The organism is Actinomadura spongiicola, assembly GCF_003432485.1.
In the GTDB taxonomy this organism is placed as follows: domain Bacteria; phylum Actinomycetota; class Actinomycetes; order Streptosporangiales; family Streptosporangiaceae; genus Spirillospora; species Spirillospora spongiicola.
On the sequence record NZ_QVNQ01000013.1, the window covers coordinates 1 to 16,627 of the forward strand.

The 16,627-nt window shown below is 65.1% G+C and carries 11 protein-coding genes; 7 read left to right on the forward strand and 4 right to left on the reverse strand.

Features of this window, described 5'->3' with window-relative positions:
* Positions 1 to 123: 123 nt before the first annotated feature.
* On the reverse strand, positions 124 to 288 hold the full coding sequence (locus D0T12_RS35655) for a hypothetical protein (RefSeq protein ID WP_158581687.1): 165 nt from the start codon (positions 286 to 288) through the stop codon (positions 124 to 126).
* A 68-nt stretch (positions 289 to 356) separates the two neighbouring features.
* On the opposite strand from D0T12_RS35655, the gene D0T12_RS31190 reads away from it, so the two are divergent.
* The 5 genes from D0T12_RS31190 (at position 357) to recD2 (ending at position 11,556) form a co-directional block, all read left to right on the forward strand.
* A complete protein-coding gene (locus D0T12_RS31190) occupies positions 357 to 1,589 on the forward strand; it encodes a transcriptional regulator (protein ID WP_233526417.1) in 1,233 nt (410 codons plus the stop codon).
* 68 nt (positions 1,590 to 1,657) lie between these two features.
* Positions 1,658 to 2,905, forward strand: a complete 1,248-nt coding sequence (locus tag D0T12_RS31195) for a restriction endonuclease-related protein (protein WP_117404206.1) — start codon at positions 1,658 to 1,660, stop codon at positions 2,903 to 2,905.
* Positions 2,902 to 6,231 (forward strand): hypothetical protein, encoded by a 3,330-nt coding sequence (locus tag D0T12_RS31200; RefSeq protein ID WP_117404208.1) that lies wholly within the window; start codon positions 2,902 to 2,904, stop codon positions 6,229 to 6,231. Before D0T12_RS31195 ends, D0T12_RS31200 begins: the two co-directional genes overlap by 4 nt.
* Positions 6,232 to 6,256: 25 nt before the next feature.
* Positions 6,257 to 9,073, forward strand: coding sequence for an RNaseH domain-containing protein (locus D0T12_RS35660; RefSeq protein WP_158581688.1), 2,817 nt, complete (start codon positions 6,257 to 6,259; stop codon positions 9,071 to 9,073).
* A 182-nt stretch (positions 9,074 to 9,255) separates the two neighbouring features.
* A complete protein-coding gene (recD2, locus tag D0T12_RS31210) occupies positions 9,256 to 11,556 on the forward strand; it encodes an SF1B family DNA helicase RecD2 (protein ID WP_158581689.1) in 2,301 nt (766 codons plus the stop codon).
* Between the two features lie 99 nt (positions 11,557 to 11,655).
* On the opposite strand, the gene D0T12_RS31215 is transcribed toward recD2, so the two are convergent.
* Together D0T12_RS31215 and D0T12_RS31220 are read right to left on the reverse strand one after the other, a co-directional pair.
* Positions 11,656 to 12,438, reverse strand: coding sequence for a nucleotidyl transferase AbiEii/AbiGii toxin family protein (locus D0T12_RS31215; protein ID WP_158581690.1), 783 nt, complete (start codon positions 12,436 to 12,438; stop codon positions 11,656 to 11,658).
* A complete protein-coding gene (locus D0T12_RS31220; protein ID WP_117404214.1) occupies positions 12,407 to 13,057 on the reverse strand; it encodes a type IV toxin-antitoxin system AbiEi family antitoxin domain-containing protein in 651 nt (216 codons plus the stop codon). The genes D0T12_RS31215 and D0T12_RS31220 overlap by 32 nt, the downstream gene beginning before the upstream one ends.
* A 356-nt stretch (positions 13,058 to 13,413) precedes the next feature.
* Here D0T12_RS31220 and D0T12_RS31225 point away from each other — a divergent pair, with 356 nt between their 5' ends.
* Positions 13,414 to 14,745, forward strand: coding sequence for a recombinase family protein (locus D0T12_RS31225; protein ID WP_117404456.1), 1,332 nt, complete (start codon positions 13,414 to 13,416; stop codon positions 14,743 to 14,745).
* A 273-nt stretch (positions 14,746 to 15,018) separates the two neighbouring features.
* Complete coding sequence (locus D0T12_RS31230; RefSeq protein WP_233526402.1) at positions 15,019 to 15,900, forward strand: DUF2637 domain-containing protein; 882 nt, start codon at positions 15,019 to 15,021, stop codon at positions 15,898 to 15,900.
* A 3-nt stretch (positions 15,901 to 15,903) separates the two neighbouring features.
* Here D0T12_RS31230 and D0T12_RS31235 read toward each other — a convergent pair whose 3' ends face one another.
* Positions 15,904 to 16,608, reverse strand: coding sequence for an endonuclease domain-containing protein (locus D0T12_RS31235; RefSeq protein ID WP_199487812.1), 705 nt, complete (start codon positions 16,606 to 16,608; stop codon positions 15,904 to 15,906).
* Positions 16,609 to 16,627: the final 19 nt, after the last annotated feature.

Consider the following 16,627-nt stretch of genomic DNA (forward strand, 5'->3'; position numbering starts at 1 on the left):
TCGGTACGCTGGGCACGAGGTCTCCGGTGGTGATGGTCTTCTTGGTCGTTGATCCATCTACCGGAGACCTCACTCGTATCCAGGCGCGACATGCCGCCCGAACCAGGACTTTCTAAACAGGACCTAGGCCTCCCGGTCGGCCACCTGGTCTACGCCAAAGGCAACGAGACCCCCGCCCGGCACATCGTCCGCCGCTCCGGAATCGAGATCCTCGGCCACGCTCTCGACCTCGACGCAGAGCCTTCGGACCTTCTGGCGCAACTCGGTCAGCTCGCCGGAGTTCTCCACAGGGTGCAGCGTGACTTGAACTGAAGTCTTCCTTCACTTTGTATGAGGTTATGCCTCTTCCATTGCGCATGATCGACCCATCGCGGCTGGCGGCCCGGCGCGTGGAGCTGGGGCTTACCCGTGCGGCCTTGGCCGCGAGAGTCGGAGTTTCGCCCAGAATGATCTCTTTCTACGAGGAGGGCAGACATACCCCAACACCGTCGCGTCTGGAGCAACTGGCCGCAGCGCTAGGTTGTGATCTTGAGGGACTGACGGGCATTCCCCGAGGCCAGGAGACCTTGGTTGACCTGAGATACGCGGCGGGGCTGACCTTGGAACGGGCCGCTGAACTGCTACGGGCGTCGCCGATCGGTCGGGAAATGGCTGTCTCGGCGCCCAAGATCTCAGCGTTGGAGAGCGGCCAACCGGTCCGTGGACGTCGCTGGCAGGAGCCCGAGGCGACGGGGCGCCTTCTCGCCCCTTTTGCCAAGGCTTACGGGGTTCCGGTTCGCATGGTCATGGACGCATGGATGCGTACGCGGCCACATGAGCCGGCCCCAGCACTGGCCAACAAGCGCAGGCACGAGCCTTCCAAAGCCGCGATGGCGACATGGGAGTCCTTGAACGAGCGTCAGCAGGTCTATCTGGGTGAGATCATGCGGGACGATCGCATGACGGAGACCGAGATGTGGATGCGCCGGGTCCAGAGGCTGCCCGTTCCTCGGGCCGCGGAGTGGCGCAGACTGCCGTTGGCCTTCAAGGCAGCGCCCTCCGCGGTGGGATACACCCGGTTGCAGGAGCGGTTGCGTCAGAAAGGTGTCCATGACCCGGGTGCCGGGCAAACGGTGCACGCGCTGGAACGACGGGGCCTGCTGGTGATCACCGAGGATTCGGTCGAGCATCCCGCCATCGGAGAGGTCGGACGGGTGCTCGTTCAGCTCAGCCGACGTGGTCGTGCGGCCGCCCAGGCGGGGCTCGACGAACCGGGTGAGCCGGACCCGGCGACCCATTTGCTGTCGGAGTGGCTCTGGGGGGTCGTGGCGCGTGTCGCTGCCGCTGAGCCCGCCGGGTTGGAGGACGATCAGCTGGCCGGCCGCTCGCTGTTCTTCATCGGCGTGGGTTACCGGAGCAAGGCCGGGGGGCGGCCGAGCCGCGGCCTGGTCGACTCGGTGCCCGTGATGGCGCCCGAGGGGACCCATGTCGCTGAGTACCGTTGGCGGTTGACTCGTCTGGGGCGGCGCCACGTGATCGAATACCTCGACATCTACCGAGAACTCTATCCAAACGTCGATACCACGGAAATTGGTACTCCCGCCGCCTAAACGACATAATTGTCACCATTTTCGTTCCGGGCGCGGTTTGTCAGAGGCGCCCTCTACGCTCGTAAGCCGTGACCAGTTCATCGGACGAAGGCGCCAAGACGCTTGATGACGTCCGGGTCCGCTACCTGGTGACCCGGGCTGCGCTGCGCGCGGCCAAGGCGATGACCGCCCCCGGGTTGAGCCCGCAGCGGCGCCTGGAAACACTGATGGAATGCCACGGCACGATGAACGCGGCACGCGGACCGGATAGCCCCCGCCTGCAGTTCGGCGAGTTCCGGAAGGCACTCAAAGGGGATTTGGCTGCCCTGCTGCCTGAGGGGGTGACCCCACTGGATCTAGACGGGATGATGGTCGTCGACCGAGACGGGCAGATCACCGAGGACGCCTTTGATCTGGATCTTGAGCAGCGGATGCTGCTGCACACGCTCCGCAAGCTCGATACGTTCGCGGGTACGGTAAACGACCGGGAGCTCCAGTCGGAAATCGATCAGGAGACGGCCTTCACACTGCTGCGCAAGCAGGGCGAGCAGCGCGTGTACGAGGCTGGGCGCACGGACCTGATCCGCTGCCCCGCAGGGCCCGTGGATGACTTGTGCGAGCTTCGACTGCCCCCACTGGTCGCGGACTTCTACCGGGAGATTCCCTATGACTCCCTGTACCAGGGCTGGTGGTACCCGTGTCCGATCTGCAAGTGGCCCATGCGGATCGTCGTACGGAAGAACGCGGGAACCGCTGTGGGAGTCGCACGTTGTTGGCACACGCCCCACGCGGACATGGGAGCCTCATACCTGTTCCGATTGCCGACCGACGCCAGCGCACCGGACCTGCTGCCCGAACCCTCGCCGCCTCGCCCAAGCGGCCGCGAGGCCATCCTCTCTCCGGACCTCGGAGATGTTCCACAGGCTGTTCCTGCCAAGGGCCACAAGGCCCTCAGTCGGGGAATCTGGCGCTATACAACCATTCCCGGCCTGCCAGAACTGGACCTGCACGATCGGCTGGCCGAACGAGGGCTGAGGGTCTCACTGTGGCCAGGGCTGGACGCCTACGACCTGCTCGTCGAGATAAGTGCGAAGCGGGGCAAGAAGACGCGGCTCAAGGTCGATGTCAAGGACTACACCTCGGCACCGACACTGGCGAAGCTCATCCATGCCCAGGAAGGCGACCGCGGCGGAGCCGACTGGCTCGTGGTGCCGGACTACCGGGCCGGCCAGGTGCACCTGCTTTCGGGGGTCTGCGAGAAGTACGACATGCGAGTGGCCACGGCATCCGCGTTCGGCGAGATGGTGTGTGAGAAAGCCGGGGTGAGCTGGACATGAGTGACATGCGGATTCCGGAGACCGCGGTCTATACCGCCCTGGCCCTCGCCGCCCACTACTTCCCTCTGACCGTTGACGGTGACTCCCGTAGCGCCGCGCCGTTCGCCCAGGCGGCGTTCCTCCTTTCTGGGAAGTACCGGGCCTGGGACAAGTGGGGAGAACTGTCTCACGAGGAGAAGCAGCGGATCGCGTTGGTCTGTTCCATCGCTCCCGACGAACTCGTCGACGTTCGAAAGTTCTCGGTGGCGGCTCGCTCACTGCTGGCTCGGCTGGACGCGGCCGATTCGGGTGCCCCATCTGTTCTGGCGGCCTTCGAACTCGTCGGGGAGAACCCCTTCACGGCTGATGCCGCGTTCCCCAGGCTCGGGGGCGATCTGCTCGGCTACGTCGATCGGATGACCGCCCGCTTCCGTCGCCCCAGCGCTCGGCCCAAGCCGCCACCATTCGCCGGTCCAGGGACGTGGCGCACCGGGGAGATCTTCGTCAAGGATGTGGGACAGGTCCACGGACGACTGACCATCCCCACCTACCCCCAGTTCACCGAGGCGCTCAGCCACGAGCACCTCCCACACGTCTCGACGGTTCCGTACCAGGCCGACCTGCGCATTCCCACGGAGGAACTGCTCGCCCTCGCGAAGCTCATCGACGAGCGCTTTCCAGAGGACGGGCGCTACCTGCACCGTATCCTCGGGCAACTCTTCGACTTGCTGCAGACCACGGACACCGTGTCCCCGGCGGAGGCGCTGACGCTGACCGCCGGCGGATTGGAGATCTTCAACGCACCGACCGGCACTGGCAAAAGCGTCCTTGTCCGCGTGATGGCCGTGTGGTTCGCCGCCCACAGCCTGCGTGTCGCGATCGTCCTGCCCGACATCAAGGCTTGCCTGGCGATGACCTGGAACGTCCGGGAGGACCTGGCCCACCTGCACCGCGCCGGGCATATCGAGCACGAGCCCGCCTGTGCGCACCTGATGTCTTCCTCGGGGATGCATGATCGCGCACTCAAACTCGTCTCGCTGATCAATGAGTCCGCGGACGCGCCCGGCGAGTGGGGCGAACGCGCCGAACGGGACATCGATCCCCTGGCGTACGGATGCGCCCAGAAGACGTTCCTGGAAAGCACTGGTGACTACCCGCCGGGCCGGGAGCCCTGCCTCTCACTGCATGGACAGAGCGTGGGGGCAGCCGCCTGCCCTTGGATTCCGACCTGCGAGAAGTACGCTCCGGTCTACGAGGCGGCCGACGCCAACGTCATCATCATGAACCACTACGCGTTCATGCAGGGCAACCTGCGAATCGGCATCAACCTCGACGGTCGACCCGTGCGTGGCATGACCGCGGCCGAGTTCGCGCTGCGGACCTGCCACACGGTCATCGTCGATGAGGTGGACCAGTTTCAATCCCGAGCTGTCGACAAGTGCGCCTCCGAGATCGTCCTGCACTCTCGTCGACACTGGTCGGCCGCGCCTCAAGAGGTGGACACCGACTCCAAGCGGCTGCGTATCGACGACGAGCACAACCTCCTGCCCGCCGTCAACCATGTCCGGCTCATGGCCGAATTCCTGCTGCTGAGTATCTGCAAGAACGCACTCAGCCTGCACGCATCGGAGGACGCCCGGGCCCAGGAACGCATCCCGGACCAGACGAGCACCCGCTGGCACTTGGCGCGTGGACGGGACCGCACCCTCCTTCGGCTGTTGTGGCCGGAAGCCGATGCGGGCGATGGGACGGACATCCCCACCGAGATCTTTCAGCAACTCAATGCCCTCATGCCGGCCCGCTATCAGCGCCACGATCCGCTCACCGGTCAGGCGAGCCTGCCCGAACCCGACTGGCACTGCGTCAGGGACGCACTCAGCGCGCTCGTGACGCCACGCGGCGAGCACCTACTGGACACGGTCAAGATCGAACTGCACCGGCTCCTCGAAGAGCGGATCAAAGATCCGCATAAGCGCGCACAGGCCATCAACCTGCTCGTCACCCGCACCGTCATGATCGAGTTGGATGAGGCGCTGTCCGTCCTTCAGGGGAAGGCCCACGGCTACCGTTCCTCTGGGTTGCGCTCGGCTCACAAGATCGCAGAGAACTTGCAGGCCTCCGCCATCTCCTCCGTGCTCCCACTCGGAATGCTGGGTCGCTCTATCACCGGCTACCGCGTCACTGGACTCGACGACAAGGAGAAGAACGCGGCCCTGGTCTCCCAGACCATCGCCGGCGATCCGCACACCTTCACCGCCGAACTGGGCGGCATTGTCTCGCTGGTCCTGGCAGGCGTCGAGCGGCCGGTGATGGGGCTGTCGGCCACCGCCTACTTCCCCCAGGCGGTCCGCGAGCACCTCCACGCCCCCGTGCGCTGGTGGATGACCGACGCCCAGGCCAAGTCCATTCGAGCCAGGAAGCACCGCATCGACTACGGCGAGGGGCACCCCCTATTCGGCCAGCCCATCGTGGTCTCGGGCACCCACGCCAGCCGCAAGAAGGACGCTCTCATTGAACTCGGTGGCAACCTGTACGACGAGCACATCCACCGAGAACTCGAACGCACAGCCGCCAAGGACCCCGATCGAGCGCATGTCCTGGTCGTCGCCAACTCCTACGAGCAGTGCTCGTGGATTTCCCACGGCATCACCAGGGCCGGGAAATACAAAGGCGGGCTGTGTCTGGCCGTCCGGGCCGAGGACCGGCACAGCGGCAATCCTGAATTGCCCAGAGAGAACGTGGCCGTACGCCTAACCGCCGAGGAATTCGAGGACTTCCCGCGCCACGGGAAGATCCTCGTCGTTCCGCTGCCGCTGATCGCCCGTGGGCTCAACATCGTCAAGGGAACTCGCTCCGCTGTCCGATCCGTCTACCTGTGTGTCCGCCCTCTCGCGCTGCTGAGCGAACCTGCCGAGATGTACGGCAGCATCAACGCCGCCGGCCTGCGGGCATTGCCGGCGGGCGGCGCTTCGGACCCGTCGCGGGCCCTGGCCGAAGCCAGCGATGCGGCCTTGGACCGGCTGGCGCTCCTTCTGCGCACTGCCCCTCAGTTCACGGCCATGCACAAGTCCCTGCAGAACGAAGTGGTCGCGGGCATGATCGTTGACCTCATTCAACTCGCCGGCCGAGCTCGCCGCGGCGGCACCGAGGCCGTGCTCCACATGGTCGACTACGCCTTCCACGAGGACACCTGGAGCGCCGACCTGGAGACGGTCCTGCGACGAATCCACTCTCTGTGGACCCCCGAAACCCGGCAACGCATGAACGACCTGTACGGGGAGGCACTCAACGCCTTCCTCGCCTACGCCGGAATCGAACCCCATACGCCCGAGGCACCGGGCAACTGACGAGACTCAGAAGAGAGGGCGGCACGTGACCGAGCAGGATCGCGTCCCCGGCAAGTACCTCAACTCCCTCGCCTTCCGCTGCACCCCTGAGCTGGTCGGCGATGCTGCCGTCTACGTACGGCATTTCGATGAGACGACCTGGAAACTCTGGGACGACTTCGACCTCCTGTGCAAGAAGAGGTTCAAGAACGACTCGGCCCAGGCGCCTTATTCCATTGCCACCACGGTTCTGAGCATGATGGGCGGCGGCTACGTCCACTTCGATCCGAACCGTCGGGCGCCGTTCCTCGCATCGCTCCGCCCGATCAACGGGAACCTGCTCCGCCGGGTCTTCACCCTCACCTACCACCTGGCCCTCGGGCAGGACATCGGCACGATCGACCTCACCGCACCCCCAGAGCTTGCCAAGCGGATCGCTGACACTCCCGAACACAGGCACCTGCTGGCCGCGTTCCTTCAGCCCGGCAACACCCAGCCCACCGCCCCCGGCTGGCTCTATAAGACGGTCGCCTGGGACCTGTCCCAGCGCTTCTCCTCCGAGCCTTGGGTGATCTCCGACAGCAGGACCATCACCCTGCGGCCCGACACCACAGGTGGTGTCGTGGCCTTCGACGATCCGTGGCAGAACGAACAAGGGGGCCGCTACGCCCTCTCCCGAACCGCGTTGAAGCTGAAGACGCTGCCCAACATCACGAGCCCTGTTCTGCTCCTGAGCTCCCGGGTAACCCGCATCTCCTCCTCGCTCGTCTTCTCGGCCACGGTCATCGCTGAGCAGCCCGGACCGGACCGGCCCCTGCTGGAGGTCGCTCTTAACGGACGTGGTGGTGCCCGCAGCATCAATTGCCTGGCGCTCCAGGCCCTCGGCCGCCTGGAGATGGACTACTCCATTTTGCGCACCATCGACGAGCGATCGAGAAGCGAGCAGCGGCTTCTCGCCGACGCGAGGGCGAACAAGGCACCTGCCCGCTTCCCTCGCGAGCACCCCGGGCAGGTCTGGCCCGTCCTACCTAAGAATTACTCCTTCCCCATCGGGGTCGGGCCTGGCATGCAGCACCTGCGGCTGCTGCACCAGCACTTCACCAAGGTCTTCGCCGACCGGGCCGAGCCCCTGGAGATGCGCGAAGTGCGCATGAGCCTGCCGCACCGGCCCACCGACCCAGAGAACATTTCAAATCGGGAGTACGAGCGCCGCAAGGAGGAGCGCGCTCTGCACCCGGATCCGAAGACACTCGGCCCGATCCGGCCGCGGGGCAGCCTCTTCCCCACTCCGGGATCCATCTTCGCGTCCGTCAAGGCCGCCGGGTTCGAGAAGCTGAGCCTTGTCTGCCTGTGGTACCAGGACGAGACCCGACTGCGGATGCTCGACACCTTCTGCAAGACCTTCGATCTCCCGCCCGACGGCCTCGACCCGCGGGAGGGCGAGGAACTTAGCCTGCACAGCGACCAGATCACCGCGGTGTTTCATCGGGTTCCGGATTTCCTCATCCCTGGACCGGCCGGCAGCCGCAAGGAGGCGCTCAAAGCCGTCGAGACGCCGCTCCAGTCCCAGAACGGAGTCCTCGTCGGAGCCTGGTGCGAGACCGAGATCCCCACCGCCGACGACACCGACGACGAGACGAGCCCCGAGGACATCGACGCCAAACCGCAAACCAAAAAGATCCTCGCGGACCTTGACGTGCCTACCCAATACCTCAAAGGCAAGGACGAGAAGGGTCCCATCCAGCCCAAGGAGAAGGATCACCCTGCCGAGATGGCCCTTCTCGACCTCTACCGTTCTCTCGGTGTGATTGACGATCGCATCGCCAATGCCCTCAGCCCCGAAAAGGGCGGCTATCCGGTCGACCAGATCGCGCATGTCGGGATCCATGTGAGACAACAGAACAGACGCAAAGGCGAGTTCGGCCAACCTAAAGTGGTCATCACCGCGTCAGCCCTCATCCCCCCGACGGCCGTCGATGGGACCTGGACCATGCTTGGCTGGAGCTCCACCCGGCCGACGTGGCAGCCCTACCGCCTCGCGCAACCGGCCTTCCACGCCAGCGCGTACCCGGAGAACACCGGCGACAAAAAGAACTATCGGCAGCGCTGGGACGAGGCGGCCGAGACCGTCGAACGTGCCCTCGCGGACCTCGCCGAAGACCTGGACGGCATCCCGTACGTCGTCACCGTGGACGAGCAGGCGTCACGCCGTATGTGGGACGGGTTGCAAAACGTGCACCAGGGCGGATCGCCCCAGGACGGCAAGAGCCGTTACTGGCTCCCCGGCATCACCCTGAACGGCGACGAGCGGCCTCAAGCCGTCATCCGCATCAACATCGACGACGAGGAAATTCCGCAGCCAGTCAGTACCAGCCGGGTTTTCAAGGCCAAGGACCGCGACCCCAGTGAGCAGGAAACCGCAACGACCCTCTACCAGGTCACCACTGACATCGGCTCCCCGGTGTGGATCTTCTGCAATGTTCCGCGCGCGTACGATGGGGGCAATGCGCGCAGACTGGGTGCGAAGTACACCCGGTGGGACGCCAAGCGATCCGTATTTTCAGAGAAGAAGGAAGAACGCCGCAAGGGCGAGATGCCGGAGAACTGGTATTCCATGACGGCCAGTGAGATCTACCCGCTCGCTTGCGCCGAGGGTGTCTCCGCCGAGGCGCTCGCCATCGTGACGGCGAAGCTCTGCCACCAGGCCCAGTTCTGGGACGGGCGCTCACGTTTCCCCGTTCCTCTCCATGCCGCGAAGCAGATGGACCTCGACCACCCGCAATATCGGCGCACCGTAACACCAGAGGAGAAGCCAACAGAAGAGCCGGGGGCGGACAACCCCCATAGCTCCCCCGTGGAGTAGAGACGTTAGACACAAGGCCCACCGCCGGAGCCATGGTTCCGCCAAAACGGCGCTCGATGGGGACACATTCGTTTCGTGTATTTTCCCCTCCTCAACGGCTCGGTCGCCCAGCCTGGCTTTCAACCACCGAACGGCGCGCCGACGACGGCCTCGACGAGACCAGCACCCAAGAAGGGGGCTCAATGTCCGAGCCAACGATGGCCGCTTGGGAAACGGTGGAGGGGGTCGTTGACCACATCTTGCACGTTAGCTTCGATGAGCGCACGGTGCTGCGGCTGGCCACGGGTGAATGTGAGGCAGAGGTCACCGCGATGGGCAAGGCCCTGTTCGGTGTCCGTCCTGGGGAGAGCCTGCGGCTGAGTGGGCACTGGGTACGGCATGCGCGGTATGGGAGGCAGTTCCGTGTCGCCGAGTGCGAGCGGACTATGCCCGCGGACGAGCGGGCGATCCGGCTGTACCTTGCGTCCGGGATGGTCGCCGGGATCGGCCCGGTCCTTGCCGGCGCGATCGTGAACGTATTTGGCGCCGACACTTTGAAGGTCATCGACGAAGAGCCCGAGCGGCTGCTGAAAGTCCATTTGATCGGCCCCAAACGGGTCCAGACGATCACCGCCGCGTGGCAGCAGCAAAAGTCGATCGCCAAGATCATAATTTTCTTGCAAAGCCTCGGCATCACCCCTGCGCTCGCAGTGAAGATCTACACCACCTACACCAAGACCGACGCCGATCCGATGCAGGTGGTCCAGACCACGCCGTACCGCCTGTGCCGGGACGTACGCGGCGTGGGCTTCGTCCAGGCCGACCGGATCGCGTTGGCGGTCGGTGTGCCCAAACATTCAGACAGCCGTCTGCAGGCAGCCATTCTCCACGTGCTCGACCAAGCCGGACGCACGGGCGACTGTCATCTGCCGACATCCGTCCTGCTCACCCGCACTCGCCAACTCCTCACCGACGACGACCCGGCCACCGCCGACTTGGTTAGCGCCTCCGTCCTTCGGCACGCACTTGACCTATTGTGCGTGGCGGGGGAGGCGGTGAGCGAGACGCTGCCGGTGCCGGACGGCTCCGGCGAACTCTCCGACACCGAGATCGTCATGCTGCCGCAGTGGCACTACGACGAGACCAAGCTGGCCGAGCACCTCCGTCGCATCTCGGCAGCTCCCTCCCTGCTCGCGGGACTGGCCGACTGGGACGAGGCCTGCGCCGCTCTGACCTCCCAGGAGACCGCAGGGCTTTCCGACGAACAACGGCAGGCCGTGCACACCGCGTTGACCCGACCGCTGTCGGTCCTGACCGGCGGACCCGGTTGCGGCAAGACCCACACCCTGCGCACCTTGGTGGAACTCGCCGACAATGTCGAAGCGGTAGTGGCCCTGGCAGCACCCACCGGCAAGGCCGCCAAACGCCTTGAGGAGACCACCGGGTTCGCGGCGACCACGATCCACCGCCTGATCAGACCGGCCCAGGGTGACTCCCTGTTTGACCACGAAGGACTACTGGAGTCCGCCGATCTCGTCGTCATCGACGAGTCCTCGATGCTCGATGTCAACCTGGCCCGTCGACTGGCCGCAGCCATCAGAGATGGCTGTCACCTGCTGTTGGTCGGCGATACTGACCAACTGCCAAGCGTCGGCCCCGGCCTGGTCCTACGCGACATGCTGGCGGTCGAGCACATTCCCCGAACCCGGCTGACCCGGGTGTTCCGCCAAGATGGCACCGGAAGCGCCATCGTCACCAACGCCCACCAGATACTGCGCGGCCAGATGCCGCAGGACGACCCCGCCTCGTTCTGGCTGCGCGAAATGGCCGACGCTGAGACCGTCGCGGAACGCGTCGTGGAACTCGTCGCCGACCTCATGCCCAGCCACCTGGGCGTCGCGGCATCCGACATCCAGGTCCTGTGCCCACGCCGGAAAGACGCGGCAGGAGTGATCGACCTGAACCTGCGGCTCCAAGAGCGTCTCAACCCACCCTCTGACGGCAAGCCGGAGGCCTACTACGAAGGCATCCCCTTCCGCCTCCACGACCGAGTGCAGCAGATCCGCAACAACCCAGACCGCGGCGAAGACGGCATCTTCAACGGCTCTAGCGGCACCATCACCGCCCTCGACCCCGAGAATGGGCACTTCACGGTCACCTTCACCGACGGCGATGAGGCCGACTACCCGTTCACCGAGCTCGATGAGCTGATACACGCCTACGCACTCACCGTGCACCGCTCCCAAGGCAGCGAATACCCGTACGTGATCGTGCCCATGCTCAGCAGCGCTGGCATCCTGCTGCAGCGAAACCTGCTCTACACCGCGGTCACCAGAGCCCGAAAGGGCGTCATGATCATCGGCCACCCGGAAGCTGTGCAGCGGGCCGTGACTACCAACCGCACCGACCGTCGCCGCACCGCCCTGGCTCACCGCATCCTCCACGCCGCCCCTGGTCGGAAGCCCGCTCCTCGCTCCCAGACGACAGGCCAGCTCCGGTGGTGACTCCAGCGCGATGGGCCGGCCGAAGCGGTGCCAGCGATTAATACTCATGTGGATCGTAGGGGTTGGGATGGCCGAGTAGGTTGGCCCTTATCCAATTTTCTATTCATGATCGAACCATTGCGTGACGCAACTATAGGCTCTCCGGACTCGGGCTAGGCATTCGGCCGGGTCTGGAAGTTGGCGAGTTTGATGGGCGAGTTGTTCTCTCCATCTTTGATCACCAGGTGGGTGATCGAACATGTGGGGGGCCACTCGCACGCCCGTAGCGGCAGCAGCCAAGTCAGCTGCTTGCTTATTGATCGCTCCCTGCCTTGCGAGGGCGTCCAGATCGTAAAGGTCTCGTTCGGCGCGCCGGTCTGCCCAGGCGATGGTCTTCATGGCAACGAATGCGGGCAGGGTCGGTACCCGAAGCGTAATTGCGGGGACGTCTGTATAGCGGACGTCGATGGGGCGGGTTTCGGCGGGCCAGTTGAACATGTGCTCCGCTGAGAGAAGTTGGATTCGTACTTGGAGGCCATCGCGGGTCTGGAGAAGAGCCGGCTCGATGTCCCGTAGTCCAACCGGCTGCACTGCCCAGTCTGCGGCGGGGAATTCGCGGCGGAGAGCGCGCGGCAGTTCACGTTGCACGATTGCTGCTGTGGCTGCGCGATTGGGACAGCTGAGATCGATGTCTTCTGACAGACGACCGTTGAGGACGTGTGTGCGGGCGAGGGCTGTTCCGCCGAAGAACAGTAGTTGGTCGGCTTGAATGTTGGCCAGCGCGTGCAATATGTGGCTGATGAGGTGATCGCGCCTTACCTGATCATCGTCGACACCGAACTCGGCCGCGACGTCAGCGAGCTCGTCCGGGTCAAGCATGCTGGCCTCGGCCGCTAAGTTCACGGGCTGTGTCGTAGGCGCGCCGCTTGCGCTGGCCCCGGGCTAGTTCAGCGACGCGTTCCCAGTCCGCTCGCACTGCAAGGGCTCGGATCGCCTCGGCGGCCGACTGCTCCGTCAGTCCGCCCAGTGTTGGACGGGCGGCCACGTCGAGCAGTGTCTGCTCTACAGTCGTCACCCAGCCGACGGCGAGTTCGGTCTCGAATCTTTCCACGTCGAGCCGATCCACCCGCCGCCGGACGAACACGATCTGGCCTATGTCAACGTCCAAGGCGGGCCGCTGCCGGGGTATGGCGACCACGGCGACAGCGACGGCGCGGGGTAGTGCGCCGTGATGGCGGGCCGCGCTTGTCCCCATCAGCGCCACGTGATCCAGTCCGTAGTCGGCTATCGCCACCCCTAGCGCCGCGGAGTGCAGATCGGGTCGCCATCGCACATCCCCTAGCCGTCGTTGCGGCACCACCATGTAGTAGCCGCTCGCCAGGGAGCGCAACGCTCCGCGGCGAGCCAGCCGGGCCAACTCAGGACGCGGATGAGCGTAGACATCGGCGGCATCCCGGGGGCGGAGGACAGCATTACGGCGCCGTGCAAGCTTCGGCGGCAACCCCACCGTCGTGTCCGCCATGACATCACCTCCAACGGAGCACTGACCCACTCATCAGCGGTCAGAGTATAACTAGCGTAGGCCGAAACCCTACGTTGGTCATAGTGACGAGGGTGGAATGAAGCGCACCGGACCTGCTCTCCCGCCTCGCAGTAGGCGGACGGAGATCTCTGGGCTTCTTCAGATCTCGGGTCAAGAGGCTCAGCTCCGCAAACCGACGACGAAGCCAGTTACGTGGTCGTGGGAGGTGGGGTGGTGTGGCCAGGATGTGCCCTAGGACACCGTCGCCCGGCCGGCCCGGTCGTTGCCTTGTCGAGGGGCGATGCATCCTGGAAGTACATGGTGGGGAGGTGGTGCGCGGGGGCTGGGAGGCAGTGATGGTCAGGTTCGCGTTTCTGGGGCGGGTGTCGACGGAGGATCTTCAGGATCCGGTGGAGTCGCGTCGGTGGCAGTTGTCGCGTGCTGAGCGGCTGGTTGCCGGTCGTGGGCGGATTGTGGCGGAGTTCTTCGATGCGGGGCAGTCTCGGGCGGTGGCGTGGCAGCGGCGGCCGGAGTCGGGGCGGTTGCTGGAGGCGCTTGAGGATCCCGATCGCGGGTTTGATGCCGTGGTGGTCGGGGAGCCGCAGCGGGTCTTCTACGACAATCAGTTCGGGTTGATCTTTCCGCTGTTCGTCCACTTCCGGGTGGGGCTGTGGGTTCCGGAGATCGGAGGTGCGATCGATCCAGACTCCGAGGCGCACTGTTTGATCATGTCGGTGTATGCGGGCATGTCCAAGGCCGAGCGGCGGCGCATCCAGGTCCGGGTCCGCGCGGCGATGTCGGCTCAGGCCGAGTTCGAGGGACGTTTCCTGGGCGGGAGGCCGCCTTATGGGTACCGGCTTGCTGATGCGGGCCCGCATCCCAACCCGGCGATGGCGGCGTTGGGGGCGCGGAGCCATCGGCTGGAACTCGACCCGCGGGCGGCGCCGATCGTGGAGCAGATCTTCGCCCTGCGTCTTGCGGGATACGGCGCGCGGCGTATCGCCGGAGTGTTGGACGCCGACCGCATTCCGTGTCCCTCGGCGCATGATCGTGCCCGTAACCGGCATCGGGATGGAGCGGGCTGGACGGTGGGGACAGTGCTGGCGTTGCTGAGGAATCCGCGCTACACGGGGTTCGAGGTGTGGAACAAGCAGTCCAAGACCGAGGTGCTCATCGACCCCCACAACGTCGGATTGGGCACGCGGACGGTGATGCGGTGGAATCCGCACGAGGCATGGGTGTCCTCACAGCGGCGGGCACATCCGGCGATCGTGAGTGTGGATGACTTCGAACACGCCCAGCGCACCCGCGCACTGCGCCAGGCGCGTCGGACGTACCTCCTTCGTGGGCTGTTGTGCTGTGCGTTGTGTGGTCGGCGGATGGAGGGTGCTTGGAACAACGGGCGTGCCAACTACCGCTGCCACCACCTCCGCGCTACCGGGACGGACCTGCCGCGCAGCGTCTTCGTCCGCGAAGACAAGATCGTTCCGCATCTGGCGGCACTTCTGATCCGCTTCAAGATCGAGTCGACGTTACATCGCTCCTTTGAGGACGCTGACATTCCGAGCGATGTGCCGGGCCAGGTGGCGACGTGCCGGGAGTTGGGGCTGACGCTGAGGTACGACCATCGCGCCCAGATGCTCACCGTTCACGGCGACCAAGGGGAGATCGCCATCCGCCTGCTATGAGCCGAGAACGAATTGATACAGGATGGTGAATGCTTATGCGGGGAGCTTAATTTTGGGTAGCGGCGACATTCACGCCGCAAGCAAAAGACCCAGCTCGTGAGGGTTGTCTCGGAGCTTAGTCTTGGTAGAATTCTGTATAGTTTTGCGGAGCTATGCATGATCTTGCGTGTCCGAGGGGGGACTCGAACCAAATCCCCATATATTGTCCTTCCCCTAGGCAATGTCCCGCTAAACGCCGAGGCCCTGGTCGACGAGGCGGAGAGCTGAGCGGCCATGATGAACGCAGAGCTTTCCCTCGCAGACCGGGTGATTCGCTGGGCCTCCATGGTCAGCGTGATTGTGCTGGCTGGTATCGCCGCAGTGATCAGTTACAAACACATGTACCAGCTGGTGCTGCGCTACGGCGAAACGTCCTGGACGGCGGCGCTGCTGCCGGTCAGCGTGGACGGGATGATCGTGGTGGCCTCGATGTCGCTGTTGGTCGACTCCCGGCAAGGCCGCCGCAGCGGACTGCTCCCGTGGACGCTGCTGGTGCTGGGCAGCGCCGCCAGCCTGGCCGCCAATGTCGCTGTCGCCGAACCGTCGGTGGTCGGCCGCCTCATCGCCGCCTGGCCCAGTTGCGCCCTCATCGGCGCCTATGAACTGCTGATGCGGCAAATCAGGCACACCTCCGTCGGGAAAACCGAGTGCGACAACGCTGACGTCAGTGTCAGCTCCGAGGTGCCACATAGGACCTCTGAGAACGATCATAGAATCTCTGCGGCGACTCATAGATTTTCTGAGGACTCTCTTAGGGCTCTCCGCTCGGCTCCGACGCCCTCAGAGGAAAGCCTGAGAAGTCCAGCTTCCCGCCCCAAGACCTCAGAGAAACCTCATACCGATCGAGTCTTCGACCTCATACGTTCTTCAGCGTTGCCGCAACAGAAGGACGCAGCCAATGACGCACGGGCACAGCGGTCCTCGTCTCACATGGACAGGACAAGCGATGTGGACATCCAGCGGCGAGCGTGGCATTGGGCGGTGGCCCACCGCACGCCTGCGGGGGACCTGCCGCCGGGGAAGGCGATCGGCAGCCAGTTCGGGCGCAGCGAGCGCTGGGGACGGCTGGTTAAGCAGGCCGGCCGCGCCGGGCGGCTCGATGTCGTCGCTTCATAGGCGCTACGCGCTGCACGGCGCTTGCCACTCGTCGCCGTAGTGGGGGCAGCAGCGGTAGTAGCTGGTATCGAGGTTGCGGCTCGGTATGGCCCGGCCGTGCTGGGGCTGCCACCCGCCCCAGTGGCGAGTGTTGCAGGTGTTGCACAATGGGGCGCGAACGAACCCGTGCGTGTGGCAGTGGTCCCACACACGTGCCCGCACGCTCATGCAGCCCGCGCACATGAACTGCGAAGCAAAAGGCCATCCCTTGCGGCCAGCACGATCCACGCGGTATATGCGCCCCCGCAACTCGCCACGGTAGATCACGGGGTCCACTTCGTTCCCTCGCGTGCCATAGACCATGGCGGTGCGGGTGAACTCGCCACGGTCGGCCACCATCATGTCCCCGACCCGCTCGAACCAGCCGACCGAGTCCTCCCCGTGGTACGCCCCCAGGCACGAACAGTCACATTCGACCCCCGTCGCCTCCAGGCACGCCCTGGTGCATCGCGACAGCCTCGACATGTCCCGCCACACCACGATGTAGCCGTACCGGTCGACCGCTGCCATCACCAGCCTGTTCAGGCAGTTGCGCGGCAGATGCCACCGGTCGCCGTCCAAGTGCGGGGAACGGATGCGCACGGTCCTGTGCAGCCACCGGTAGTTGCCCTTCAGCGGCGGGATCTTCGCGACGACCTGGCCGTCCAGCGGAAGCCACACCCTCGGCACCGGGCCCACTCCGGGTGCC